The organism is Pseudoselenomonas caprae, assembly GCF_008271345.1.
In the GTDB taxonomy this organism is placed as follows: Bacteria; Bacillota; Negativicutes; order Selenomonadales; family Selenomonadaceae; genus Selenomonas_A; species Selenomonas_A caprae.
Window position 1 is genome coordinate 71,315 of sequence record NZ_VTOZ01000007.1, and the last position, 25,787, is coordinate 97,101.

A 25,787-nucleotide genomic window follows, 5' to 3' on the forward strand; every position below is an offset into this window, starting at 1 on the left:
AAGGCAACCGCCTTAAAAGTCGATATGCAGGCGAATCTGTGCCGCCTTGGAAAGCTCGATGACCGTCGTCTCATCCAGCGTGACCGCCTTGCCGTCAAAACCAGTGAGCACGCCGGTCCATTCTTTCTTGCCATCCATAGGAGCGTAAAGGGTAACATCTACCTTCTTGCCCTGCTCACGCTCGTAATCACGCGGCTTGCGCAGCACGCGGTCGATGCCTGGGGACGATACCTCCAGGATATAGCTGTCAGGAATCACATTCCGCTCATCCAGCTGTACCTCCAGCTTCTCGCTGAGTTCCTGACAATCCTCGATATCAATGCCACCGTCTTTATCGATGTAGACGCGCAAATACCAATCCGTGTGCTCCTTGACATACTCGACATCAACGAGTTCGATGACGTCCTGGCCTGCCAGCAGTTCGCTGACGATCTCCTCGACTGCTGCCTCGATATTCTTTGCTGCCATACATCCACCTCCCATATTTTGCTTCCTACATAAGAATTAAAGAGTGGGTTTGCACCCACTCTTTAACGTAAGATAACTTAAATTAACTTTGTTTAGTATACCATGTAGCAGCGCTTGTGTAAAGGGATTTTTCTTGACAGGTCAAAAAATCTTAGCCTGCCTGTCCCCACTCCTCATTTGCGCGTCAGCTTCTGGCCGTGGTCAATCGTGATATGCGGCTCGACATAGTTGTTGTTCTGCCAGTCGCCGCCCTCCCATTCGATGAACAGGTCATGCTCGCCATTGGCCTCCAGGATGACAAAATGGCCAGAGCCCGGCGTACCCTCCTTGACATCATAGGTGCGGACAATCCGGCAGCTGTTGATGACACCCGGCTGGATGCTGACGACAAAGTTGCCCTTTGCATCGTACCAATTGCCCGTGAACTGCTCATCGGCAGTTGCGGCACTGGCCACAGCCATGCCATCAAAATTACCGGCGGTGCCTGATGCACCGCCGGCAAAAGCCACGGATACTGCTAATGCTGTTACTGCTAAAATGCGTTTTACCATGATTATCCCTCCAAGTTTACTTGATAATACATGGTATTCGCTGTTTTTGCCCAATCTCCTGCTTTTCAGGCCATCAGATTTACATAGCGGCTCTGGACAGCGTCCATCATTGACTCGTAGCAATGGAAAAGATTTTCCAGCACCGTGCGCTCCTCATCGTAGGCGCGGCGGCCGAAAAGGTTGCGGATCTGCTGGCGGGCTGCAATATCATCGTCATCGTAGATGTCCATGAGCAGCTTCATGCTGACGCAATGCCCCGGACTTTTCTCTTTCCACATAGCCCCTAACAGCATGACATAGAGATCCTTGAGCCGTTCGGTGAATTCAATGATGTTCTTCGCTGGGTACCGCTTGAAATGGATAGAGATGATCTGACCAGTCAGAAGCTTCATCTCTTCCCACTTGTCATCATCCAGGACCCATTCGGCGCGCATGCGCAGGTCCTTCTCGATGAACGCATATGCCCGCAGACGGTCAGTCCAAGAGGTCGACAACAGCCATCGATAAAACTTTTCCACAACTACCCCTCACTTTCACAGTGGTCTTCCATTCGCAGAATCTTTATCGATCCCAGATCCGCCTGATACGGCAGCTGTCCCCCCTAGTTCCCTAGTCCTATTATACGTTATTTTGCTAATTTTCGCAATATAACCAAAGAATGTATACACAGCACGCACAGCGCCCCCTTTTCCTAGGAAAAGGGGGCGCTGCCTGCTATCGTTATCGTCTTGTCATCAATGGCGTTCCTTCATCAGGACTTTGACCTGCCGCAGGAAATCGATCATGCTGCAGGCAATCACGTTCTTCTCGCTCATCAATTCTTTGAGGCCGTGGATATTCTGGCGCATCGAAGCGACCAGTCCACCTACCGAACTGGCACCATCGGCTACCGAGTCCATCATGCTGCTGGTCTTGTGGATGCCTGCCACGATGCGCTGGCTGTAGTCGCCAACGCTTTCCGTGCTCTTGGTCACATCATCAAAGCTGGCCTGCACCTTGCCGACAAAGGAGGCATTCTCCGACGTCTTCTGGCGGGTCTGCTCGATGGCCTGGTTCAGCTCCGCAATGGACTGATACAGCGAATTGATATTCGTATCGATGCCCTCGACCAGGCCCTTGGTCGAGGCTGCCAGCTCGCGGATATTCTCCGCTACGACACTGAAGCCGCGGCCAGCCTCGCCTGCGCGGGCTGCCTCGATGGAGGCATTGAGCGACAGGAGGTTCGTGCGAGTAGCAATCCCCTCGATGCCTTCGGACATCTTCTTGATATTGGTGAATTTTTCCTCCAGCTGCTGGAAGACCGCCGTGATCTCATCGAGCTTGCCCTCGATTTCCTGCATCTTGCCCGCCAGCGATCCCACGCTGTCGCCCGCATCGCTGACTACCGACTGCGACTTCTCCATGATGGTGGAGATATTCTGCGCATAGTCCTCCAGCCTGTTGAAGTGGTCGTTGAGCGAGGCGAAGTCCTCGTTCACCTGGCCGATGCCCGCATAGGTTTCGTTCATCTTGTGGACATATTCTGCAATGCCAGCTTCGGCCTGGGTGAGCTCGTTCATGCGCTCATCCAGGTAATCGATGCCGTAGGCGATCTGCTCATCCACCCGCTCCGGTCTTGCCGGTGCTGCCGCAGCGGTCCGTGCCACGGCCTTCACGGCCTTCGGCGCTGCCACCTGCTGCTGTTTCTTTTCTGCAGCCCGCTGATTGTACAGCGGCTCTTTGCTTTTTCCGAAATTAAAGAATCCCATGATATGCTCCTTACTCAAATACCGCTGCAATCATCGTCTGATTGAAATGCTGCTCATAGATCTGCTCGCCATAGCCGCCCCAGCCGACATAGCTGCCCAGTGCCGTGCCCATGCTGCGGAAGAATTCATCCGCATAGCCCTCGCTCTCGAAGAGCAGCGTGCGCGCCAGGCAGTTGACCATGATCGACAGCGACGGATGCGGCACTTCGCGCTGGATCTTCTGTATGGTCTCCCGGTTGACCTGACGATAGTCGTCCGGCTGCAGCATGACGATCTGGTCGTTCTCATAGATGCGCGCATGATATTTCATCGTCCGGCGGTCTGTATCCATGTCATCGTTGGCGATGATATACATATCCTTGCCGATGATGCGGCCCACCGGATTGCTGTCGAGGAAGCTGCGGTCCATCTGCGAGGCCGACAGGCCATGCATCTTCGCCTCCATCTCCGATGCCGGGCAGCCATCATAGGCCATGACCTTGCGATGGAAAGCATCCACCGCGGTGGCCGTCAGCGGCTCGCAGATCGGCTTGTAGATATTCTCGCGGTAGAGATGGATGCTGCCGCCGAGGTTGCGGAGCAGCACGAACACGCTGGCCTTGTCATAGACCTTGCCGTTCAGCGATACCAGCGTCTTTTCGGCCAGGCCCCGGTCACCAGCAGTGCCGCCGAAGACCGGGATGTTCTCCTTGCGCAGCACCGAGTTCAGCACTGCCAGCACCGACTCCTCGCAGGAAATCAAGCCATTGGTGGCCGTCAGGCAGATCGTATCATCGGCGCGGTGCGTCCCGAGCCTCCGGACTGCCTCCTGCACGCGGCCCACATATTTGAGCGGGCAGCGGTCAGCCTCCTCCAGCACATTGCCTACGCATTCGATGCCGCTTGCAATCGCCAGGACTTCCAGCGTGTCGTGGAAGATACCTGCCTGGGAAAAAGCGGCAATGGAAGTCGTCCCCATGACGATGCTCTGCGGGAACCGCGCCTGCATCTTGCTGGCGGTCTCAGCAAAAGCATCCACTGTCGTCGTGAACCAAACGAATTTTGCCTGCGTCATGCCCTGACACGCCCGCTCGATGGCATCATCCACCGGCACGGCCTGACTGCGTCCAATCTTATACTCCATATTCTTCTCCTTGTCTCTTCCCTCTTCGCAAGGACTTACGTCCGTTTTAATCAATCTTTAATTGAAATATACTACGTCGAGTTTTTTCCTGTCAATTGTACAATACATGCGAAATGAAAAAATTTTCTGTTTTTTGTCTTTTCCCCGCGGGACCCCGCGCCTGCTATGCATCCCGGCGCCAAAACACACAAAAAAATACCCGCTGCAGCTATACTGACTGCAGCGGATACCTTCTGGAAATCCTGTATGATCTTATGCCTTGGTGATTGGCGCATATTTCTGCATGAGACCTTTGACCCCCTGGCCAGGGAAGGCAATCTTGAGCTCGACCTCTTCCCCGCTGCCTTTGACCGATACGACGGTGCCGACGCCCCATTTGCCATGGCGCGCCTTGTCGCCGACCTTCCACTGGATGCTCGTGTCCGGACGGATGACGCCGCCGCTGGGCTGGACGTTGACGTTCTTCTTCTGCAGGGCTGCCATGGCCTCAAGGGCGGACTGGGGCTTGCCACTGAAATGCACGCCATTGCCCATCTGGCTCGCGCTGGGGCGGAAGCTCATGAAGCCGCTCTGCTGCTGAGCACCATAATGGTTCGCGTTGGCAAAGCCATAGGCATTGGCCCGCGGCACGAGGCGCTCGACGTAGTCATCGGGGATCTCCTGCAGGAAGCGCGACGGCGGGAACGCATTCGTCTTGCCGTAGATCGTGCGCTGGCGGGCATTCGTCAGATAGAGCTTGCGCTGGGCACGCGTGATACCGACGTAGCAGGTACGGCGCTCCTCCTCGATCTCGTTGTCATCCATCAGCGTGCGGGAGTGCGGGAACAGCCCCTCCTCCATGCCAATCATGAACACCACGGGGAACTCCAGGCCCTTAGCCGAGTGGAGAGTCATCAGCGTCACGCGGTCATCCTCGATATCGGCATTGTCGATATCGGAAACCAGCGAGAGCTGCGACAGGAAGGTTTCGAGATTGGCATTTGCCTCAGTCTTCTCGAAGTCCCTGGCCACACCGATGAACTCCTTGAGGTTTTCGATGCGCGACTCGCTCTCGGGCTTGTTCTCTGCCTTGAGCTCAGCCAGATACCCCGACTCATCCAGTACTTTCTCGATAAGGTCATCCAGATGCATATTGTTCTGATAGCCCATGAACTGGAAGACGAAGGTCGAAAAGAGCTCCAGCGGCTTCTTGATGCGGACCGTGATGCCGGGAATCGTGTCGAGCACCTCAGCATTCGAGATGACATCGAACAGCGACAGGCCGTTCTCATCGGCATAATCCGTGAGCTTCGCCAGCGAAGTGGCACCGAGGCCGCGCTTGGGGACATTGATGATGCGCAGGAGGCTCACGGTGTCCAGCGGATTATAGATGACGCGCAGGTAGGCAAGGATGTCCTTGATTTCCTTGCGGTCGTAGAACTTGAGGCCGCCGACCATCGTATACGGGATGCCTGCGCGCATGAACGTTTCCTCGATGACGCGGGACTGGGCATTCGTGCGGTAAAGGATGGCCATATCGCCATAGGAAGCATTGAAGATGGTCTTCTGCTTGGAAATCGTGGTGGCGATGAACTGCGCCTCGTCGCGCTCGTCACGGGCCTCGTAGCTCGTGAGCTTCTCCCCTGTCGCATTCTCCGTCCAGAGGTCCTTCTTCTTGCGGTTGACGTTATGCTCGATGACTGCATTGGCCGCCGCGAGAATATTCTTCGTCGAGCGGTAATTCTGCTCGAGCTTGATGGTCTTGGCCTCGGGGTAGTCCTGCTCGAAATCCATGATGTTGCGGATATCGGCACCGCGCCAGCCGTAGATGGACTGGTCGGCATCACCGACGACACAGAGATTATGATGCTGCGCCGCCAGGATTTTCGTCAGCTGGTACTGCGCGCCATTGGTATCCTGATACTCATCCACGAGGATGTATTTGAAACGGCGCTGATACTTCGTGCGGATCTCCTCGTTCTCTTCGAGCAGGATGACCGAGACCATCAGCAGATCGTCAAAGTCCAGAGCATTGTTCGTGCGCAGCTTCTGTGCATAGAGCTTGTAGACCTCGGCGACCTTCTTCTGGAAGAAGTTATCGGCATCGCGCTCCATGGCTTTTGGCCCCATGAGCTGGTTCTTGGCATTTGAAATCGCATTCTGGATCGAATTGGGCGCATACTGCTTCGGATCGAGATTGAGCTCTTTTAAGCAGTCCTTGATGACGACCTGGCTGTCGCTGGAATCATAGATGACGAAGTTTTTCTTATAAAGGTCTGTCGCCTCGATCTCGCGGCGCAGGAACCGCGCGCAAAACGAATGGAACGTACTGAGCCAGACATCCTTCGCGCCCTCACCGATCATGCGGTCCACGCGCTCGCGCATCTCGGTCGCCGCCTTGTTGGTGAACGTGATGGCCAGAATGTTCCACGGCTGTACCCCCTGCGCCAGCAAATTGGCGATCTTGCAGGTCAGCACCTTCGTCTTGCCGGAGCCGGCACCTGCCATTATGAGCAGCGGGCCATCCGTATGCTCCACAGCTTTCTTCTGGGCGGGATTCAAACCTTCAAAAATATCCAATGTGTCCTCCTGTGTATCTCTGATCTGGGAATAACGAGGCTGCCGCATAAATGCGACAGCCTCTGATTTCTATTCGATTCTTTACCGCTTATTTGGCGATGCGTTTTACCGCCTCGGAAAGTGGCGGGATGATCTGCTTCTTGCGGCTCATGACACCCGGCAGGTAGACATGCGTACCGCTGGCATCCTTCTTGAACGCCTCGCCGATCAGCGTCTTCGGCGAACCAGCATAGAGGAGGTACGTTGCCTCCTCGAGGATATCCGTGACCATGACCAGGCTCATGTCGAAGCCTTCCTTCTCGCAGATGCCAGACATAGCCTCGATGAGCTGCGGCTCAAGATCCATGACTTCCTTCGTGTCCATGACGGAAATCTGGCTGACGATGATGCGGTAGTCGCCGATCTGGAACTCCTTGAGGTCGTTCTTGGCAATCTCTGCCGGCGTCATATCGCCGATGCCCGAACCAGCCTTGAGCATTGCCATGCCGTACTCGTTGATGTCGACGCCAGCGATCTCAGCCAGGCGCTCAGCCGTCTTCTTGTCGTACTCCGTGCAAGTCGGGGACTTGAACAGCACCGTATCGGAAAGGATAGCCGAGAGCAGCAGACCTGCAATCGAAGCCGGGATCTCGACGTCGTTCTGCCAGTGCATGTTGGCCACGATCGTTGCCGTGCAGCCAACCGGCTCCGCATGGGTGTAGATTGGCTCGCTGGTCTGGATGCCGCCCAGGCGATGATGGTCGATGATCTCGACGACCTTGGCCTCCTCGATGCCCTCAACGGCCTGGCCGCGCTCGTTGTGGTCGACGAGGATGACCTGCTCGCGCTCCGGCATGACCATGTTGTCGCGGGAAATGATGCCGACGAGGCGGCCATTTTCGATAACCGGATAGTTGCGGTAGTTCGTCTCCTCCATCGTACCCTTGATATCCGAGAGCATATCAAGCGGCTTGAAGCAGACCGGATTCTCGTGCATGATGCGGCGGATCGGCACGCACTGGTTGATCAGGCGGGCTACCGTATACGTATCATACGGCGTCGAAAGAACGAAGATGCCCTTGGCCTCAGCAGTCTCGATGACCTCACCGGACAGGCGGCCGCCACCCGTGATGATCATGCAGGAAACGCCCTGGGCGATGATGTCGAGCATCGTCTCATCATGGCGGTCGCCGACGAGCACGATATCCTTCTTATCGATGACCTTCTTGATGGTCTCGATGCTGCCAGCTGCGATGCGGACGCAGCCCTGGATGAACTCGCCCTCGTCGCCGGATACGAGCACCTCACTGTCCGTAGCAGCGATGAGGTCACGATAGCGCACGCGCATCTCCGAGAGGTTCTGCATCGAAAGCTCCTGGAAATAACGCTTGGCAAGATCCGAAACCGTAACGATGCCAACCAGCAGGCCCTTGCTGTCCGTAACGGGAACGGACTTGAGCTCATGCTCACGCATGACCTCGCCGAGATGGCGCAGCGTATCATGCTGCTTGACGACGATCTGGCAATCCATCGTGATATCCTTGACACGCGGGTAGAGATCCGTCAGAAGCAGCGGCTGCTCGACCTTGAAATGCTCGAGTGCATACTTCGTCTCGGCATTGACCTTGCCAGCGCGGGCCGGAACAACGTTCTGCCCGAGAGCCTGTTTCAGATGTGCATAGCCGATAGCCGAGCAGATGGAGTCCGTATCTGGATTGCGATGACCAATCGTGTAAATAGGTTTCGTATTCTTCATGGTTTGGAAAAACCTCCTCAAAATATCTAAGCGTGACCTGCGTCACGATTTTTACATAGTCCGCTTTTTATTATACCGCTAGACCCCACGGTGCGTCTAGTTCTTTCTTTCGATTGGTAGTAACTTTTACTCCTATCCCTACCTAATGCAAAAAGCAGTGAATCCTTACAAAAATAAAAGCGGGCGACTTGACTTGTCAATTTGACTTGTCAAACTGCCCACTTTGCGTTCTATATATTCCGTTTATTTGACGAGCTCACCATATAACTCCGGCCGGCGGTCGCGGAAAACGCCCCAGCTCATGCGGTCTTGCTGGCATTGGTCAAGGTCGAAGGCCGCCGTCAGTATCGTCTCTTCGTTGCGATTGGCCTCAGCCAGCAGGGCACCTGTGTTGTCGGCGATAAAGGATGAGCCATAGAAACTCAGTGCCGACGACTGGCCGCCGTTTTCTTCGCTGGGCTCGACCTCCTCGACGCCCACGCGGTTGGCCGCGACGACTGGCACGAGATTGCAGCCCGCATGGCCCTGCATGCAGCGGCGCCAATGGGGCATGCTGTCCGCCCCCAGGATGGGCTCAGAGCCGATGGCCGTCGGATAGAGCAGCAGCTCGGCGCCTAAGAGGGCCATGGCCCTGGCCGCCTCGGGGAACCACTGGTCCCAGCAGATGCCGACACCGATCTTGCCATAGCGGGTCTGCCAGACCTTAAAGCCTGTATTGCCCGGTGTGAAGTAGAACTTTTCCTGATAGTAGTGGTCGTCAGGGATATGGGTCTTGCGGTAGATGCCGAGCACTTTGCCGTCGACGTCGAGCATTGCCACGCTGTTAAAGAAGCGCGTGCCATCCTTTTCATAGAAACTGATGGGCAGTACGACCTCAAGCTCGCGGGCAACCTGCTTAAAATGCTGCACCGCCGGATTTTCCTCGGCCGTTGTGGCAAAGTCATAGAATTCATACTGCCGCTGCTGGCAGAAATAGGGCCGCTCGAAAAGCTCGGGCAGCAGGATGACATTGGCCCCCTGCTTCGCCGCTTGCCGCACCAGTGCATCGGCCTTCTGGATATTTTCCTGTACGTCAGCCGTCATCTGCATCTGCACGGCAGCTACGGTCACATTTCGCATCGAATCACCTCGTTGATCAAATCATACTGCTGGTATCTGCTGGGTCAGGCAATGGAAATTACCCCCGCCGACAATAACAGCCCGGGCAGGCAACCCCACGACCTTGCGCTCGGGGAAACAATCGCCCAGGATGCGCAAAGCCTCCGCATCCATCCGATCGCCGAACTGCGGCACGATGACCTTGCCGTTGCAGATATAGAAATTGACATAGCTGGCCGCAAGGCGCTCGCCAGGCTCGCGCATATCTTCGCCATCAGCAAAGGCAAAGCTGTTTGCCTCTTCGGCCGTGATGCAGACAGGCTGCTCAGGAATGGGCACCTTGTGCACCACCAGCCGGCGTCCCTTGGCATCCGTTTCCCCTTCGAGAACGGCAAGGTCAGCCTGGCTCAGTGCATACTGCGGGTCCTTTTCGTCATCGGTCCAGGCCAGCACGGCTTCGCCAGGCCGGACAAAGGCAAAGACATTATCGACATGCTCGTTGGTCTCATCGTTGTAGATGCCCCGGGGCAGCCAAATGATTTTGGTTACGCCCAAATAGTCCTTCAACTTCTGCTCAATCTGCCCTTTGGTAAGCTGGGGATTGCGTCCCGCACTCAACAGGCAGGCCTCGGTCACCACCGCTGTGCCTTCGCCATCCACATGGATGGAACCACCCTCGAGCACGAAGTCCCCGGCATCGTAACAGGTATCCCCCAGCGCCGCTGCCATCAGCGGTGCCGCCGCATCATCCCGGGCGTAGTCGGGATACAGGCCGTCAACGTCACCGCCCCAGGCATTGAAACACCAATTGATGCCGCGGCGTTCCCTGCCGCCAGTGACATAGGTCGGCCCCATATCCCGCGCCCAGGCATCATCCGTGGGTATCGGCAGATAATGGATATGCTGCTGAGGCAGATGGGAAAGCATCGCCTCCGCCTGGACGCGATGCGCGTCATCGACGAGCAGATAGAGCTCCTCCACGGCCGAGATTTCCTCGATGAGCCGCACGAACACCGGCTGTACGTCCCGGCCGCCATGGGTCCAGGAGCCAGGGCGCACCGGCCAGATCAGGAACGTGCCCGCGTGCGGGGCAAACTCCGCGGGCATATGAAAGCCATCCGCGGTGGGCGTAGTATTTCTTATCAACATATCACGACAGCCTTCCCTTGAAATCCTCATAGCCGAACTTCTTCACCAGCGTGCAGGCGCCATCTTTATCCATGCGCCAAATTGCAGGCAGCGCCATGCCGTTGAAGGTATTGTTCTTGACCATCGAGTAGATGGCCATATCTTCAAAATAGAGCCGGTCGCCACTGGCGATGGACCGGTCAAAGGAGTAATCGCCGATGATGTCCCCCGCCAGGCACGTGCACGAGGACAACCGGTAGGTATGGGCTTTCTCTCCCGCCTCACCGGCGTCTTTGAGCGGCGGCCGGTACGGCATCTCCAGCACGTCGGGCATATGGCAGGCCGCTGACGCATCGAGTATGAGGATCTGCGTGCCGTGGTTTCTGACAATATCGAGCACCTCGGTCACCAGATAGCCGGCATTGAGTGCTACGGCCTCGCCCGGCTCCAGATAGACATCGACGTCATATTCCTCCCTGGCCTTCCGGACCAGCTCGATGAGCAGCCCGCGGTCGTAATCCTCACGGGTGATATGATGGCCGCCGCCCATATTGAGCCAGCAGATATTCCCGCGCTTCAGCCAGCTGCCGAACTTTTCACGCACTGCAGCCAGCGTCTTCGCCAGCGCCGGACTGTCCTGCTCGCAGAGGGTATGGAAGTGCAGGCCGCCGAGCAAATCAAAAAGCTCGGGAGAGGCCGACACAGCCTCCGCAAAGGCCTCCGCCGTGACGCCGAGGCGCGAGCCCGGCGCACAGGGATCATAGATGGCATGATCCTGGGTCGAGCATTCGGGGTTGATGCGCAGGCCGATGCCATGCTCCACCCCGCGCATCTCCTGGATGCGCTTGACCAGCGGCCCGAAGCGGCGCAGCTGGTTGAAGGAGTTGAAGATGACATGGTCGCAGATGGCCGCGATCTTCTCGATCTCCTCGGGCCGGTAAGCAGGCGAAAACACATGGTTCTCGCCTGCCATCTCCTCATGGCCGAGCCTTGCCTCATAGAGTCCGCTGGCCGTTGCGCCGTCAAGATAGCGGCCGATCAGCGGATACTCGGCAAACATCGAAAAGCATTTCTGGGCCAGAAGGATCTTGCAGCCAGCCTGCTCCTTGACGTCCTTCAATATCTGTAAGTTCTTTTCCAGTGCCCCTTCGTCGACCACATAGGCCGGCGTCGGCACCTGCTTGATCGTTATGGACATGCTTTCGTTCCCTATCAGTCAACCAGCACCGGATTCTCTACGACCTTCCAGGGCAGGCCCCACTTATTGAGGGCATCCATATACGGATCCGGGTCGAACTCATCGGTGGTAAAGACGCCCGGTTTCTTCCACTGGCCAGTCACCACAAGCATTGCACCAATCATTGCCGGTACGCCCGTGGTATAGGAGATGGCCTGGGAGCCCACTTCCTTAAAGCACTCCTGATGGTCGCAGACGTTATAGATGTAGATGGAGCGCTCCTTGCCATCCTTCTTGCCCGTGAAGATGCAGCCGATATTCGTCTTGCCCTTCGTGCGCGGGCCCAGGGACGCCGGATCCGGCAGCAGGGCCTTGAGGAACTGGATCGGCACGATTTCCTGCCCGTTGTAGTTTATCGGCGTCGTCGAAAGCATGCCGACGTTTTCGAGGCAGCGCATATGATCCAGATAGCTCTGGCCAAAGGTCATGAAGAAACGGATGCGCTTGACCTCTGGCATGTTGCGGCCCAGGGCCTCGATCTCCTCATGATGCAAGAGGTACATATCCTTCTTGCCCACGCCCTCGAAGTCGTATTCCCGCTTGATGCTCATGGCCGGTATCTCCACCCACTTGCCATTTTCCATATAGGAGCCCGGCGCCGATACTTCGCGCAGGTTGATTTCGGGATTGAAATTCGTGGCAAAGGCATAGCCGTGATCGCCGCCATTGCAGTCGAGGATATCGATGGTGTCGATGGTATCGAAGTAATGTTTCTTGGCATAAGCCGCAAAGACCGACGTGACGCCCGGGTCAAAGCCCGTGCCCAAAAGGGCCGTAAGGCCAGCCTGTTTGAACTTGTCCTCATAGGCCCACTGCCAGGAGTAATCGAAATAAGCCGAGAAGCCCAGCTCCTTGCAGCGCTTGTCGTAAATCTTGCGCCACTCGGGGTCTTCGGTGTCCTCGGGCTCGAAGTTTGCCGTATCGATATAGTCAACGCCAGCAGCCAGGCAGGCATCCATGATCGTAAGGTCCTGATATGGCAGGGCCACGTTCAGCAAGGCATCGGGCTGATATTCCTTGATAAGTTTGGTTAAAGCCTCGACATCATCGGCATCGATCTGCGCCGTCGTGATCTTCGTCTTCGTCTGGCCCTGCAGTTTCTCCTTCAGTGCATCGCACTTGGACACCGTGCGGCTGGCAATCAACAGTTCATCGAAAACGCCATCGTTCTGGCACACCTTATGGATGGCAACACTTGCCACACCGCCACAGCCGATAATCATCAATTTGCTCATTTTCTCGTCTCCTCCTCTGACAGGATATCCTCTACGTACTTGGGCAGCATGAAGGCGCCCTTATGCAAATGGGTGGTATAATACCAAGTCTTCAATTCGCGCTTGTTCCAGCGCTTGGCATCGAAATCCTTGAGCGGATGGTATTTCTTCGATGCAAAGCCGAACATCCAGATGCCTGCCGGGCAGGTCGGGATGCTGGCCTGATAGACGCGGCTCACCGGGAAGCTCTGATAGGCCTTACGGTGCATTGCGCGGAACGCCGCCTCATCCTCATCGTAGAAGGGGCTGCCGTGCTGATAGACCATGATGCCATCGTCATGCAGTGCCCGGTAGCAGTTGCCATAGAATTCCCGCGTGAACAGCCCCTCGGTATGGCCGAAGGGGTCGGTAGAATCGTTGATGATGAGGTCGTATTTATCCCGGCAACGGCGCAAGAAACGCAGGCCGTCCATATTCGTGATCTTGACGCGTGCATCGTCAAAGCCCTTGGCCGTCTCGGGGAAAAACTCCCGGGATACCTCGATGAACATCTCATCAGGCTCGACAACATCAATCGACTCAATCTCGGGGTACTGCGTGAGTACTTTTGCCACGCCGCCGTCGCCACCGCCGATGATCAGTACGTTCTTGACTTCGGGATGTACGGCCATGGGCACATGCACGACCATTTCGTTGTAGATGAATTCGTCTGCCTCCGAGAAGATGATTTCGCCGTCCAGCACGATCATGCGGCCAAATTCGTTGGACTCAAAGACATCGATCCGCTGATACTCGCTCTGCTTGGAAAACAGCTGTCTATCTACGCGCACGGAAGTCTTGACGTTTTCCGTATCCATCTGTGAAAACCATATTTCCATTACTTCGGTTCCTCCCCCATTGACAAGTCAAAGTGACCGGTCAACTTGACATGTCAGGCTGACTTGTCAAGTTTCCGTCAAAATACGCAGTTCCCGACACTCCGGATCCTGCGTTCCCTGCAGGGAACAGCCTTTTTCCCGCGCGTACTCGATATAGGTAAGTATCTCTTCGGTGATGCGCTCGCCCGGCGTCAGGATAGGAATGCCCGGCGGATAGCACATGAGCATCTCCCCCGAGATGCGGCCCACGGTATCCTTCAGCGGCAGCCGCTCGCCCTTGGCATAAAAGGCCTCCTTGGGACTCATGACGAGCTCTGGGGCGATAAACTCGCCGCAGTAGAGCTCGCGCTTGTCCTTGGCGAAGCGGCCCGCAATATCCTCGAGCGCCCCGACCAGCCGCTCGATGTCGCGGATGCGGTCGCCGATGGAGATATAGGCCAGGATGTTGCCGATATCGCCAAACTCAATCTGGATGTCATACTCATCCCGCAGCATGTCGTAGACCTCGATGCCCGTCATGCCGATGCCCTGCGTGAATACCGACAGCTTCGTCACATCGAAATCGTAGACGCTGTCACCGTCGATAAGCTCGCGGCCATAGGCATAAAAGCCGCCAATCTCATTGATTTCTGACCGGGCATACTCGGACATGGAGCTGACCTTCTCGAAGGCTTCGCAGCCATGGAGCGCCAGGTTGCGGCGAGAAAGGTCAAGACTTGAAATCAGAAGATACGAGGCACTGGTCGTCTGGGTGAGGTTGATGATCTGTTGCACGTACTCGGCATCGACGCCCTGGCCGCAGAGCAGGATGGAACTCTGGGTCAGACTGCCGCCGGACTTATGCATCGAAACGGCTGCCAGATCGCCGCCAGCTGCCATGCCCGAAATCGGCAGATTCTTGCCGAAGTAGAGATGGGTGCCATGGGCTTCATCGACCAGCACCGTCATGCCAGCTGCATGGGCTATGCGCACGATGCCCTTGAGGTCCGAGGCGATGCCGTAATAGGTCGGATTGTTGACAAAGATGGCCTTAGCCCGCGGATGCTGGCGAATCGCCTTTTCCACATCGCTTAGGGCCATCCCCGTGGCAATGCCAATCTGATGATTGACGCGCACCGGCACATAGACCGGAATACCTCCGCAGAGCACCAATGCATTGATGACGCTCTTATGGACATTGCGCGGCAGCAAGATCTCATCGCCAGCGCGCACTGTGGCCAGCACCATCGCCTGGACAGCTGAGGTGGTGCCATTGACCATAAAGAAGGCGTGCTGCGCCCCAAATGCATCTGCCGTAAGCTCTTCGGCCTCGCGGATGACTGATATCGGATGACTGAGGTTGTCGAGCATCTTCATCGAGTTGACATCGACACCCACACATTTCTCCCCCAGAAAATCCAGCAGCTCTGGGTTGCCGCGTCCACGCTTATGCCCCGGCACATCAAAAGGAACCACCCGCCGCTTGCGCAGTTCGAGCAGTGCCTCATAAACCGGAGCCGTATGCTGATTGATTCGATCCATGTACCTTCTTCCCTTTGATTGCGAAATATCTAACAATTATCACTAATGTTGCTACTTATAAAGTTTAACATCTTCGGTTGATATCGTCAATTTTACTTTCACATAATATGGCTTCAACCACTTTTCCTGTTGCTGCCTGTCATTTTGCCAGACTTATACGATATAAAACGGCCGCAATGACAACCGTCACGATATCGGCCGCCAGCTGCGCAGCGATGACGCCCGTATAGCCAAACCACAAGGGCAGGATGGCAAGTGCCAGAGCATAGACGATCCCCTGCCGGCAAAGCGACAGCATAAGCGACGGCAGCCCCTTGCCTGTGGCCTGGAACGTGCAGATGAGCACCAGGCCGATGCCCATGAAGATAATGGCCGGCAGCTGCCAGTAAAGCATCTCGACGCCCAGCTCGACAAGCGCAGGCTGCTCCAGGAAAACATGCACCACTGGCCGGGCAAAAAATGCGAGCCCCAAGGCCAGCACGACGCTCGTCCCGATTACGGCCTGCAAAGCAAAGGCAATGACCTTTTTCATGCGCGCTTTGTCCTTAGCGCCATAGGTATAGCCGATAAGCGGCTGCCCGCCGAAAGCCAGCCCCACGACCACCAGAGCCACAATCATGATGATTTTCATGACGATGCCCATGACGGCGATCGCATCACTGCCATAGGGCAGCAGGCTGCGGTTCGTCAGGGCAATGCCAAAAGTCTGCGTAAAATTCGTCACGGCTGCTGCCAGGCCAATCGAAAATATACCAGCCGCCTCGTGCCAGCTGATGCGCAGTGCTGGCAAATCAAGCGAAAGCTCTGCGCAATGACGACGGATATAGCACACGGCATAGATATCCGAGCAGATATAGCCAATGACCGTTGCCAGTGCCGCACCAGCTGCGCCAAGCTCAAGCCCGAAAATCAGCACAGGGTCCAGCGCGATATTGACAGCGGCACCGAGGATGGAAGCATTCATCGAGATTTTCGGGCAGCCGGCCGTACGCAAGAGGTTCGTCGGCACCAGTGAGAAAATCACGAACGGTGCGCCAGCGATAAACCACGAATAATATGCCGCCGCATACGGTATGACCTCTCCTTTCGCCCCCAGGAGCGCCAGCATCGGTTCGCGCAGGGATAGCAGTACAACTGCTGCCACGATGCCAAAGCCGATTGCCCCATAAAAGCAGAAAATACTTAGCCGTTTGCCATCCGCCTTGCGCCCAGCGCCAAAGAGCCGCGCAATCACCGAGCTGCCGCCAAGGCCAAACAGGTCGCCAAAGGCCAGCAGCAGCGTAAAGAGCGGCGTACAGACCGATATGCCCGCAATCAAGGCCGTGTCACCCGTCAAGGCGATAAAGAACGTATCGGCCATGCTGTAGACGAGCTGCACCACCATGCTCATGACGACGGGCAGGGCCAGCGTCATATACGCCTTCGGTATCGGTGTCCTGGCAAACAATTCATCGGTCATAAAAAATTCCTCCCTAAAACAAAAAGACATCCATAACCCGCAGTTGCCGGATTATGGATGTCCTTACCGTAGCGGTTTCCCGCCCTACTATCTCATTTATCTATACGATTATATGTTTTTATCATACCATATTACGCCAGGAAAGTCACTAAGGGCCACGGCGTCCGCTTGATGGAGCATCTGCTCAGCCCCTTCTCTGTTCCGCATGGCTTTTATATGCCGCTATCCGCCTGGCGACGTTATCCTTGATGTTGTAGTAATAAAGGGCATAGTCGCCATTGTGGTAACTGGCAGGGCCGAAAACCGTAATGCCGAACATTTCATATATGGGCTTCATGGCATTGGTCTTCGTTATTACGACGCCCCGCTTCAAATCCAGCCGGGCATCGGCAGCTTTTGGAACCTGCTCGATTTTTCCGGTTGCTTCGTTATAGATGTAACCGCCGAGGTTTTCCGCTGCCGGCGCATAGGTTTCATCCCGCTTCCAGTTCAATGGATTGATGCTGATCGCGCCTGGCAGGACCACGAGGTTTTTCTTGCCGGCATTGGCCGGCCCCTCGGTATTCCACGAGACGATAACGCCGGTATCATCGGCTCTTTCCGCAAAATGCAGGTGCGGATTTGCCTGAAGATACTCCTTAGTAATCGAAAAACCAATGACATACGCGGCGATCATGCGCTGCTGATACTCTGGATGCGCCTTCATGTATTCTGCCAGCACAAGGCTCTGCATCGCCGAGCCCTGCGAGTGTCCTGCAAGAATAAAGGGCCTGCCGCCATTCAGATTGGCAAAGTAGTAGTCAAGGGCGGCAAAGACATCCTGTTTGGGAACGCTGTCGAAGGCCGCGCGCAACGCTTCGGGCGTCATTTCGCTGGCGGCCGCCATATTGACCTGCCGGTAATACGGGACAAACACATTGGTAGCGTCTTCATAAGCCGTTCCCTGCAGCAGATACGTTTCCTGCGCAGGCTCCCGCATGGCTTTTTCGTTGATGTCAGCAAAGACCGGCGCGCCTGCCGAATCGTCAGCATATTCCGTAGGATAGATATATATGGTGTCTACGTCCTTTGTGATTTTGGGCTGCTTCATCCAGTTGTTCTTATCGGCATAATCGACCGGTGCCGCAGCTGGATTCGCAAAAACTTTTTTGCCCTCGAAATAGGTTGCCTCGGGTCTGGCCTTATGGATCTCTGTCACCGGGCAAGTCAGCACATCCTTGTCGACGAGGAGAAAATCTGCATATTTGCCCTTGGTGATACTGCCTCTTTCCTTCTCAAGAAACATCTGCTTGGCGCAGTTGATGGTCAAAGCCGTCAGTGCCTGCTCACGGGTCAGCAGCTCTTCCGGCCACCAGGGTTTTGACTTCTCAGGGTAATAGGCACCAGTCACTGTAATCTCCATAATGCCAAACGGATCATCGGGACTAGCAGCGAGAGCCGGAAAATCCGAGTGTGAGGACATGTTTATCCCATAATCGAAATAAGATTTCATCGGATACCCCTTGTCCCCCATGCCTGCGGGAAGGCTGCGCAATAAATCAGGCAGTGACGCATCCGCCGTGTGGTGCCAAAGCAAACCAGCGGTGACCTGTATGTTATGTCTTGCCATCCGCTCGTAATCCGGCGGATTGACGTTGCGCAGATGCACCAGCGTATTGCGCATTTCATCCTTTCCCCCATTGCCGAAGGCGTTTATGGTACGATGGACTGCCTGATTGCCCAGTGCATGCACGTGCATGGTCAAACCATTTTCATTCGCCTTGCGCGTAATGCGGGTAAATTCATCTTCCGTCCAGTTGACCAGCCCTTGATGCCCATCCGTATAGGGCGGATCGATAAAGCCGGTTCCGCTTTCCACGGTACCGTCCATGTAAAATTTCAGCCAGTTTGTCTTTACATGCTTGGACGCATATTTTTGGGCTTCAACCGCCTTGGCCAGTTCTGCATCCACATCCATCCAGCTTTCGATCTCATAGGCGGTGCCCAGCACAAAATGCATAGTTCCGGCCTTGTCCATCTCGCTGGCGGCCTTATACAGGTTATTGTTGCGGAAATACGAAGAATACCCATCGAGATACATCGTATATCCTTCTGACAACAAGGTATCCTGAACCTTGCGCAAGGTTGTCCTGGCTCTGTCAGCCGTAAAGAGGTTATCACCGTCCAGGAATGCCCTTACATAAGTGGCTGCCTGCTCCTTCAGATAGCCTGTAGGCGTGCCGTCAGCTCCCATCACGATTTCGCCGCCTCTTATGTCATTTTCCTTTTTCAGTACAGTGCCATCTTCCTTCATAATGCCTGCATGGACCAGGGAAAGCGTGTTCACCAGGCTCTTATGGCCTTCCTCATCGATAAAGAATACCGGCAGATCCTTGCAAACCGCATCGATCTGCTGACGGGTAGGCATATTGCCCTTGAAAGTATCGAGGTTCCACCCTAAACCGAAAACAGCCTTGAAATTTGCGGCCTTGGCCTTCTTGACAGCCGCGGGAAGGATTTCTGTCAAAAACTTGTTTGCATCATCACTATCGCCAACCTGCGCTCCGATTTCGGTCATGGCATAAGCTATCGGATAATGGGCATGCCCGTTGCCGCAGCCAGGCATCACAAGCCCCTTGTCCGTATAGTCCACCACATCGGTCCTTCCTGCTTCGACCAGTGCGGCAGCGCCTTTCTTATCGCCTACATAGATGTATTTGCCATCCTTCACGGCAAAAGCCTCTGCCACCTTGTTGTTATCCGAAGTGAATATCTTGCCATAAACCACGAGGTCAGCCTTCGTCTTTTCGCTGCAACTGGCCAGCCCGCCAGTCCCGAGCATAAAGCCTAACACCACGATGCCTGCCAAAAGCTTCATGATACGCATGCGCATCCATTGCCTCATGATAGTTCTCCTTTCCCAGTCTTACTGGTCAAAATACATAGTATTTGGTAAGGAAATAGGTTCTGTCCCAATCCACGATCTTCCGCGAGGCTTCGCGTTCCGGATGGATATTGTTCTCGTCAAAGACCATCACTTGCTTCTGCTTCAGGTCGTAGAGCGGCCAAACCTTTGCCCTGCCATCGGGCGAAAGGTCTGCGCTAAGGGACGGATTGCCTGTCTTGGCGAACTGGACCCACATTTTGCGCATGGTCTTGGCAAAGGTCTGATCCAATATCCTGCCCGTGTCAGCGGTCATCTCGGGATGATTGAACACCGAGGCGAGCTCTATCGAATGCCCGCTTTTCACGATCGGCAGCGAGGATTCCGGCGTGAAATAGTACGTATATGATTTGCCGCCAGCCAGCGTCTGATTTTCCGACATACGGATGAGCGGCGCATTGAACCAGCTCTGGCTGAACAGCCGGCTGTCCCGCTCATAGGCTTCGCCCTTTATCTCGTCCATGAAACTTTCGATGCGCTTTTTCTCTTCCGCCGTCAGCTTGGCCAGGCCCCTTGAAGTCACGTCTGCACTTTGACCCGCTGCGCGATGTCTTCCTTCTCCTTAGGCTCCGGCCCGGCAGCGATGCCGCCAAACGGCATCTGGGCGATGAGTTTCCAGGAAGCCGGCAGGGCAAACAGGGTATGCACGGCCTCGTCAATGACCGGATTGTAGTGCTGAATACTAGCCCCGACCTCCAGGTCACGCAAGGCTGTCCAGACAGCAAACTGCAGCATGCCGTTAGCCTGCTGCGCCCATAGCGGGAAGTTTTCCGCATACATGGGAAACTGCCCCTGCAAGTTCCTTACAACATCCTCATCGTAGAAATAGAGCACCGTACCCGCGCCAGCCTTGAAGCCGTCAATCTTCTCACGTGCTACCTTGCCATCAAAGGCATCGTAAATCACGTCCCAAAGCACATCCTGCTTCCTGCCGAGCGCCACCACGACACGCGCCGACCTCATATTGAACGCATCAGGCGTCAGCTCTGTTGCCTGCTCCACCACCTCGCGGATTTTCTCTGCCGTGACCGGCAGCTCCTTATTGATCTGGTAATAGGTGCGGCGCTTGCCCATGGACTCCAAGATTCCCATAAAAAAACCTCCCTTAGCAATAAAATCTTTCCTGTCATACGCTAGTATTCGCGTCCGGATCCGAAAGTCCTGCCAAGGGAGGCCCACGATATTTCTTTAAGTATTTGCGGTCTTGACCACACCGGAGGTACGGCTGCCATGCAGCTTGAGCACCGTCGCCAGCAGGAAGTTCAGCACGAAGCAGCCGGCAAAGAACAGCAGCGTCGCCGTATAGCTGTGCGTATGCTCCCAGAACCACGAAACGATGGTCGGACCGGCCACGCCAGCAATGCCCCAGGCCGTCAGCACACGGCCGTGGATCGCGCTTAACTCACGCGTGCCGAAGATATCGGCAAGATAAGCCGGCATGCACGAAAAGCCGCCACCATAGCAGCTGATGATCAAAAACACGAGCAGCTGGAACGCCAGCGCATCGCTTGTGCCCGCCAGCAAGTAAAAAGCACCGGCCTCCAGCGCGAAAAAGGCCATATAGGTAAGCCCGCGCCCCAAATAATCCGAAAGCGTCGACCAGACAATGCGCCCGCCGCCATTTACGAGCCCGATGAGGCCGACCATCGACGCCGCCTGCGCCGCATCCATGCCCGCGGCCTGCTGGGCCATCGGCGAAGCCACCGCCAGCAGGCCGATGCCGCAAGTGATATTGACAAAGAACACCCACCAGAGCATGCCAAACGGCCAGGTCCTCACAGCCTCAGCAGCCGTGGCGCCATGCTGGATCTGCGTGACCTTTGCCATGCCAGCTGGCTGCACGGGCGGCTTCAGATAAAGCGCTGACGCCCCCATCAGCAGCATGTAGGCTGCGCCCAGCAGCAGGAAAGTGTCCACAAGGCCGGCCTTTGCCGTCAGCGCCTGCATGACAGGGCCGGCAATCAGCGCGGCAAAGCCGAAGCCCATGATGGCAAGCCCCGTCGCAAAGCCGCGGTGCTGCGGGAAATACTTGACGAGCGTCGATACCGGCGTGATATAGCCGACACCAAGGCCGATGCCACCGATGACGCCATAGAAAAGATACAAGAGCAACAAACTGTGCAAGTGCAGCGCCAGCGCTGTACCGAACATGCCCGTGCCAAAGAACAGCATGGCCAGCAGCCCGCTCTTCTTCGGCCCATGTTTTTCCACAAACCGGCCCAAGAAACCTGCCGACATGCCAAGAAACAGGATTGCCAGGGAAAACGCCCATGTCGTCTGCGCGAGCGTAGCCCCCAGCTGTGCCATAATCGGGCGCGTCAGGACACTCCAGGCATAGACGCTGCCGATGGAAATATGGATTCCCACCGCAGCCAAAGCAATGAGCCAACGATTCCGCATGAAAACCATCCTTTCTGCTGCCTGCGCAGCAACGAGAAAAAGAGCTTTCATCCAAACAAAAAACCGTCTGGACAAAAACTCTCTGCCCAGACGGTCGGCTTGTTAAACCTTGCAGTACATGTGGTCGATTCCACTAATCCGTCAGTCCTGCACGGCATTATCGACTTGTAAGCTTAGTTTAACCATTGACGTTTGACTTGTCAAGTCTTTTGCAGCTGCTGCCCATCTCGCGCTTAGAAGGACCCGCCATTTGCCAGCCATGCCTTCGCCGTATATTCGCTCAGGCCTACTGCATCGATGCGGAATACATTACCGCTCGAACCCGTGCGCAAATCCTTGACGCTTACATAACCGACCTGCGTCAGATAGCCGCCATTGAGTGCCTCGATGACATCATGGTCTTCGAGCGGATAATCGCCCGGGTATTCCACGATGGTGCCGACCGAATACCCTTCACAGGTATAGATCGCAACCTTCGGCCCTACTGAAGTATTGATCATGCCATCGATGCTTCCTCCCGAAACATGTGCCATGCAGATACTCGAAAGCCCCATCATCAGAACAGCCAGCAAAGTCATAATACGCGTTTTCATGATAAATTCCTCCTTGCATATCCCGCTGTGCGGTTTGGTTTGTTTTGCTATTTGTTCTTTATATCCCCGAGGTAGCCAAAGTGTTATAGACTTTTGCAAAAAAAATTTCGCTCTCATAAAAAAGCAGAGATTGCTCGCCCATCAACCAGAGACTCACTTGACATGTCAAAATTCTTCTATAAACAAACTCCGTCTTTGAAGATTGCCAATTCATGCTTATCCAGATGCTCCGATACTGTTTTTTCCTGTCCAGAAGCAACTGCCAGCATATAATTCCAAAATCGTTCTCCCAGTTCTTCTAATGATGCACCTTCCAGCAGCATCCCTGCATTGAAATCAAGCCAGTTCTTTTTCCGTGTTGCCAACTTCGAGTTGCTGGCAATCTTCACCGTTGGCACAGGCGCTGCAAACGGAGTACCACGCCCTGTCGTGAACAAGATCAACTGCGCACCCGCTGCGGCCAAAGCATTTGCTGCCACCAGATCGTTGCCAGGACTCTCAAGCAGCAGCAATCCTTGCGTCTTGTTTTTCACTCTCTGTCCATAAGCCAATACATCCGTAACCAGCGCCACGCCTCCTTTTTGCACACAACCCAAGGATTTTTCTTCCAGCGTGGTTATGCCACCAGCTTTATTGCCCGGCGATGGATTTTCATTGATTTGTTTTCCATAGCGCATATAGTATTCCTTGAAGCCATTGATAAGCTGCACAATCTTCTGAAAGATTTTTCCATTAACGGCCCGATTCATCAGCAAGGTTTCTGCCCCAAACATTTCGGGCACCTCGGTCAAGATTGCTGTTCCGCCAGCTGCAGCAACGATGTTGGACACCTGCCCTGCCAAGGCATTGGCCGTAATGCCTGAAAAGCCATCCGAGCCGCCACATTTTAGGCCAATGACCAGCTTGCTTGCCGGCTGCAAAGTACGCTGGCATTTATCGGCATAGTCAATCAACTCACGAATTGCCGCTACCCCTGCCTCGATTTCATCTTCACAATCCTGACATACCAAAAACTTTACCCTGCCCGCAGCAAAACTGCCAATAGCTTTTTGCATACTGGCAAGCGTGTTGTTCTCACAGCCTAAGGATAGTACCAATACCGCACCAGCATTGGGATGATGGACGAGACTTGCCAAAAACTGCTGCGTTTTCTCCAAATCCTCATCGATTTGCGAACAGCCATACGGATGATTAAAGGCAAAGATGCCATCAATATGCTCTTTGCCCGTCAGCATTGCTTGAGCCCGCGATTCTATTTCCCTGGCAATGGCATTGACACATCCAACTGTCGGTATGATCCAGACTTCATTACGTATCCCTACTTGGCCGTCCGGACGCTCATAACCCCAAAAACTTTTCTCCTTAGGCGCAAAACCATCCGGCTGCCATGCACTGTTTTTATTGGGTTCATAACGATAATCGACAAGTCCCGCCAACTTACTTTGCAGCCGTTCGGTATGAACCCACTCACCTGGTTCAATATTTACTTTCGCAGCGCCAATCGGAAAACCGTATTTTACCACATCACTTCCCCTGCTTATTGGCGCAATCGCTACTTTATGCCCAGCGGGGATACTTTCTTTGACCGTGATGGTTTTAGCACCTGCTGCAATCGCTTCGCCCGGTTGAAGTGATTCGATGGCCACAGCGACATTATCCTGCGGATGAATCTGCAAATACTTTTTCATGCCATATACTCTCCCAATTTCTTGATATACGACTTTATGCCCATCAGCTGCAATAACTCATAATGATGCAATACCGCATCATAAAAACCAGGAATTGTCCGCAGGTCTATGCCCCAAAAATCATCTGCCTGCAAAAATTTCCTGACATATACTTCATCGGGCAGTGCTGCCCAACTGGCCACACGATCAAGTTTTTCGGCATCATCGTGTATCTCATACGGCTTGCCGTTCCGATAACCAATCAGACAGCCATTGCCTTTCTCCACCGTATGATAAAAGGCCAGCAAGGCCGCCAAGGAAAAGGTTAACCATTTGGGCAGCACCTTGGTGTTTTGCTCATAATCCATCAGGCTTGGCAGTACACGAGCCCGCCATTTGGCAATGGAATTCAAGGAAATCGCGAGCAAGGAATGATTCACAAATGGATTTTCAAACCGCTCAAACACAGATGCAGCAAAATCACGCAACGAATCATCTTCTTTGTGAAAGGCTGGTACGATTTCCTGATAAACCAGCTGCTCAAGCTGCCGGCGTATATCGGCATCTTTCATACATTCGCCTACATAATCAAGGCCTGCCAGATAGGCCCCCAGCGCCATCGAAGTGTGTGCGCCATTTAAGATACGTACCTTACGGCGTTTATAGGCATCCACGTCCTTGGTAAATACGATAGGAAAATCCTCTGTCGCAATTGGGAACCGTTTTTCCAGTGAAGGCTCACCAATGGCCCAAAAGGCAAACGGCTCACATTGATCCAGTAAGGCATCCTCATAACCAAGCTCCTGTTCATACTTGGCAGCATCGTTTCGCGGATAGCCAGTAACGATACGGTCAACCAGCGTATCGACAAATAGGCAGGATTCATCAAGCCATGCTGCAAAAGCGTCCCCAAGCATCCATTTCTTCGCATACGCTTTTACACACTTCTTAAGCATCTGCCCATTGTGGTCAATAAGTTCTACCGGCAGCATGACCAAGCCTTTTTCTTTTGCCCCCGAAAAATGCTCAAACCTCGTAAATAAGAATTTTGTCAATTTTGCCGGATAACTTTTGGGCGGCTTATCTTCATACGCATCATCATCACTATATACAATGCCAGCTTCTGTCGTGTTCGAGATAACAAACTCTAAGGAAGGCAGCTCCGCCAGCTGCAGGAATTCCTTATAATCCGAATAAGCACTGACTACACGATCCAGACAAGAAATCACGCGATTTTCCTTATAGGTCTTCCCTGCTTTTTTCCCTCGGACACAAACCGAGTAAATATTGTCCTGGGCAGCAAACCGTGTATTGGTCTTTGCCCGCGGCATGACAACGGCAACACTGCCATTAAATCCACGTTTCTCGTTAGCCAAATCAATGCCATAGTCGACAAATGCCCGCAAAAAATTTCCTTCACCAATCTGCAGAACACGAACAGGATACGCCTGTCTTTGATAGACTTCCTGTATCTTTTTCATCCAA

The 25,787-nt window shown here is 54.5% G+C and carries 21 protein-coding genes and 1 riboswitch; all 21 genes read right to left on the reverse strand.

The window, feature by feature from the left end; translation table 11 throughout:
- Window positions 1–12: 12 nt before the first annotated feature.
- On the reverse strand, window positions 13–468 hold the full coding sequence (locus FZ041_RS04835) for a ribosome maturation factor RimP (protein WP_075444853.1): 456 nt from the start codon (window positions 466–468) through the stop codon (window positions 13–15).
- A gap of 173 nt (window positions 469–641) precedes the next feature.
- Complete coding sequence (locus tag FZ041_RS04840; protein WP_149188738.1) at window positions 642–1,019, reverse strand: hypothetical protein; 378 nt, start codon at window positions 1,017–1,019, stop codon at window positions 642–644.
- Window positions 1,020–1,084: 65 nt separating this feature from the next.
- Complete coding sequence (locus tag FZ041_RS04845; RefSeq protein WP_143092172.1) at window positions 1,085–1,537, reverse strand: hypothetical protein; 453 nt, start codon at window positions 1,535–1,537, stop codon at window positions 1,085–1,087.
- A 216-nt stretch (window positions 1,538–1,753) separates the two neighbouring features.
- Window positions 1,754–2,767 carry a methyl-accepting chemotaxis protein gene (locus FZ041_RS04850; protein WP_149188739.1) on the reverse strand — a complete coding sequence of 338 codons (1,014 nt, stop codon included), beginning with the start codon at window positions 2,765–2,767 and terminating at the stop codon, window positions 1,754–1,756.
- A gap of 10 nt (window positions 2,768–2,777) precedes the next feature.
- A complete protein-coding gene (locus FZ041_RS04855) occupies window positions 2,778–3,890 on the reverse strand; it encodes an FIST signal transduction protein (RefSeq protein ID WP_075444860.1) in 1,113 nt (370 codons plus the stop codon).
- 252 nt (window positions 3,891–4,142) lie between these two features.
- The gene (gene pcrA / locus FZ041_RS04860; RefSeq protein WP_149188740.1) at window positions 4,143–6,449 is read right to left on the reverse strand and encodes a DNA helicase PcrA; all 2,307 of its coding nucleotides are present in this window, start codon (window positions 6,447–6,449) and stop codon (window positions 4,143–4,145) included.
- Window positions 6,450–6,537: 88 nt separating this feature from the next.
- Window positions 6,538–8,184, reverse strand: coding sequence for a putative manganese-dependent inorganic diphosphatase (locus FZ041_RS04865; RefSeq protein ID WP_149188741.1), 1,647 nt, complete (start codon window positions 8,182–8,184; stop codon window positions 6,538–6,540).
- A 243-nt stretch (window positions 8,185–8,427) separates the two neighbouring features.
- Window positions 8,428–9,303, reverse strand: coding sequence for an N-carbamoylputrescine amidase (gene aguB / locus FZ041_RS04870; protein WP_149188742.1), 876 nt, complete (start codon window positions 9,301–9,303; stop codon window positions 8,428–8,430).
- Window positions 9,304–9,324: 21 nt separating this feature from the next.
- Window positions 9,325–10,431 (reverse strand): agmatine deiminase, encoded by a 1,107-nt coding sequence (gene aguA / locus FZ041_RS04875; protein WP_149188743.1) that lies wholly within the window; start codon window positions 10,429–10,431, stop codon window positions 9,325–9,327.
- 1 nt (window position 10,432) lies between these two features.
- The gene (gene nspC / locus FZ041_RS04880; protein WP_222931136.1) at window positions 10,433–11,608 is read right to left on the reverse strand and encodes a carboxynorspermidine decarboxylase; all 1,176 of its coding nucleotides are present in this window, start codon (window positions 11,606–11,608) and stop codon (window positions 10,433–10,435) included.
- A gap of 14 nt (window positions 11,609–11,622) precedes the next feature.
- The gene (locus tag FZ041_RS04885; protein WP_149188744.1) at window positions 11,623–12,882 is read right to left on the reverse strand and encodes a saccharopine dehydrogenase family protein; all 1,260 of its coding nucleotides are present in this window, start codon (window positions 12,880–12,882) and stop codon (window positions 11,623–11,625) included.
- Entirely contained in the window at window positions 12,879–13,739 is an 861-nt protein-coding gene (speE, locus tag FZ041_RS04890; protein WP_149188745.1) for a polyamine aminopropyltransferase, read from the reverse strand. Before speE ends, FZ041_RS04885 begins: the two co-directional genes overlap by 4 nt.
- Window positions 13,740–13,805: 66 nt before the next feature.
- Window positions 13,806–15,260, reverse strand: coding sequence for an aminotransferase class I/II-fold pyridoxal phosphate-dependent enzyme (locus FZ041_RS04895; protein ID WP_149188746.1), 1,455 nt, complete (start codon window positions 15,258–15,260; stop codon window positions 13,806–13,808).
- 139 nt (window positions 15,261–15,399) lie between these two features.
- Window positions 15,400–16,719 carry an MATE family efflux transporter gene (locus tag FZ041_RS04900; protein WP_149188747.1) on the reverse strand — a complete coding sequence of 440 codons (1,320 nt, stop codon included), beginning with the start codon at window positions 16,717–16,719 and terminating at the stop codon, window positions 15,400–15,402.
- Window positions 16,720–16,903: 184 nt separating this feature from the next.
- A complete protein-coding gene (locus FZ041_RS04905) occupies window positions 16,904–19,603 on the reverse strand; it encodes an amidohydrolase family protein (protein ID WP_149188748.1) in 2,700 nt (899 codons plus the stop codon).
- A gap of 28 nt (window positions 19,604–19,631) precedes the next feature.
- On the reverse strand, window positions 19,632–20,165 hold the full coding sequence (locus tag FZ041_RS04910) for a carboxylesterase family protein (protein WP_149188749.1): 534 nt from the start codon (window positions 20,163–20,165) through the stop codon (window positions 19,632–19,634).
- Window positions 20,162–20,734 (reverse strand): nitroreductase family protein, encoded by a 573-nt coding sequence (locus FZ041_RS04915; RefSeq protein WP_149188750.1) that lies wholly within the window; start codon window positions 20,732–20,734, stop codon window positions 20,162–20,164. Before FZ041_RS04915 ends, FZ041_RS04910 begins: the two co-directional genes overlap by 4 nt.
- A gap of 96 nt (window positions 20,735–20,830) precedes the next feature.
- The gene (locus FZ041_RS04920) at window positions 20,831–22,042 is read right to left on the reverse strand and encodes an L-lactate MFS transporter (RefSeq protein WP_149188751.1); all 1,212 of its coding nucleotides are present in this window, start codon (window positions 22,040–22,042) and stop codon (window positions 20,831–20,833) included.
- Between the two features lie 77 nt (window positions 22,043–22,119).
- Window positions 22,120–22,201: riboswitch (ZMP/ZTP riboswitch) on the reverse strand.
- A gap of 74 nt (window positions 22,202–22,275) precedes the next feature.
- Entirely contained in the window at window positions 22,276–22,635 is a 360-nt protein-coding gene (locus FZ041_RS04925; RefSeq protein WP_075428118.1) for a hypothetical protein, read from the reverse strand.
- 176 nt (window positions 22,636–22,811) lie between these two features.
- On the reverse strand, window positions 22,812–24,323 hold the full coding sequence (locus FZ041_RS04930) for a UxaA family hydrolase (RefSeq protein WP_149188752.1): 1,512 nt from the start codon (window positions 24,321–24,323) through the stop codon (window positions 22,812–22,814).
- A complete protein-coding gene (locus tag FZ041_RS04935) occupies window positions 24,320–25,783 on the reverse strand; it encodes a tagaturonate reductase (protein ID WP_149188753.1) in 1,464 nt (487 codons plus the stop codon). Before FZ041_RS04935 ends, FZ041_RS04930 begins: the two co-directional genes overlap by 4 nt.
- Window positions 25,784–25,787: the final 4 nt, after the last annotated feature.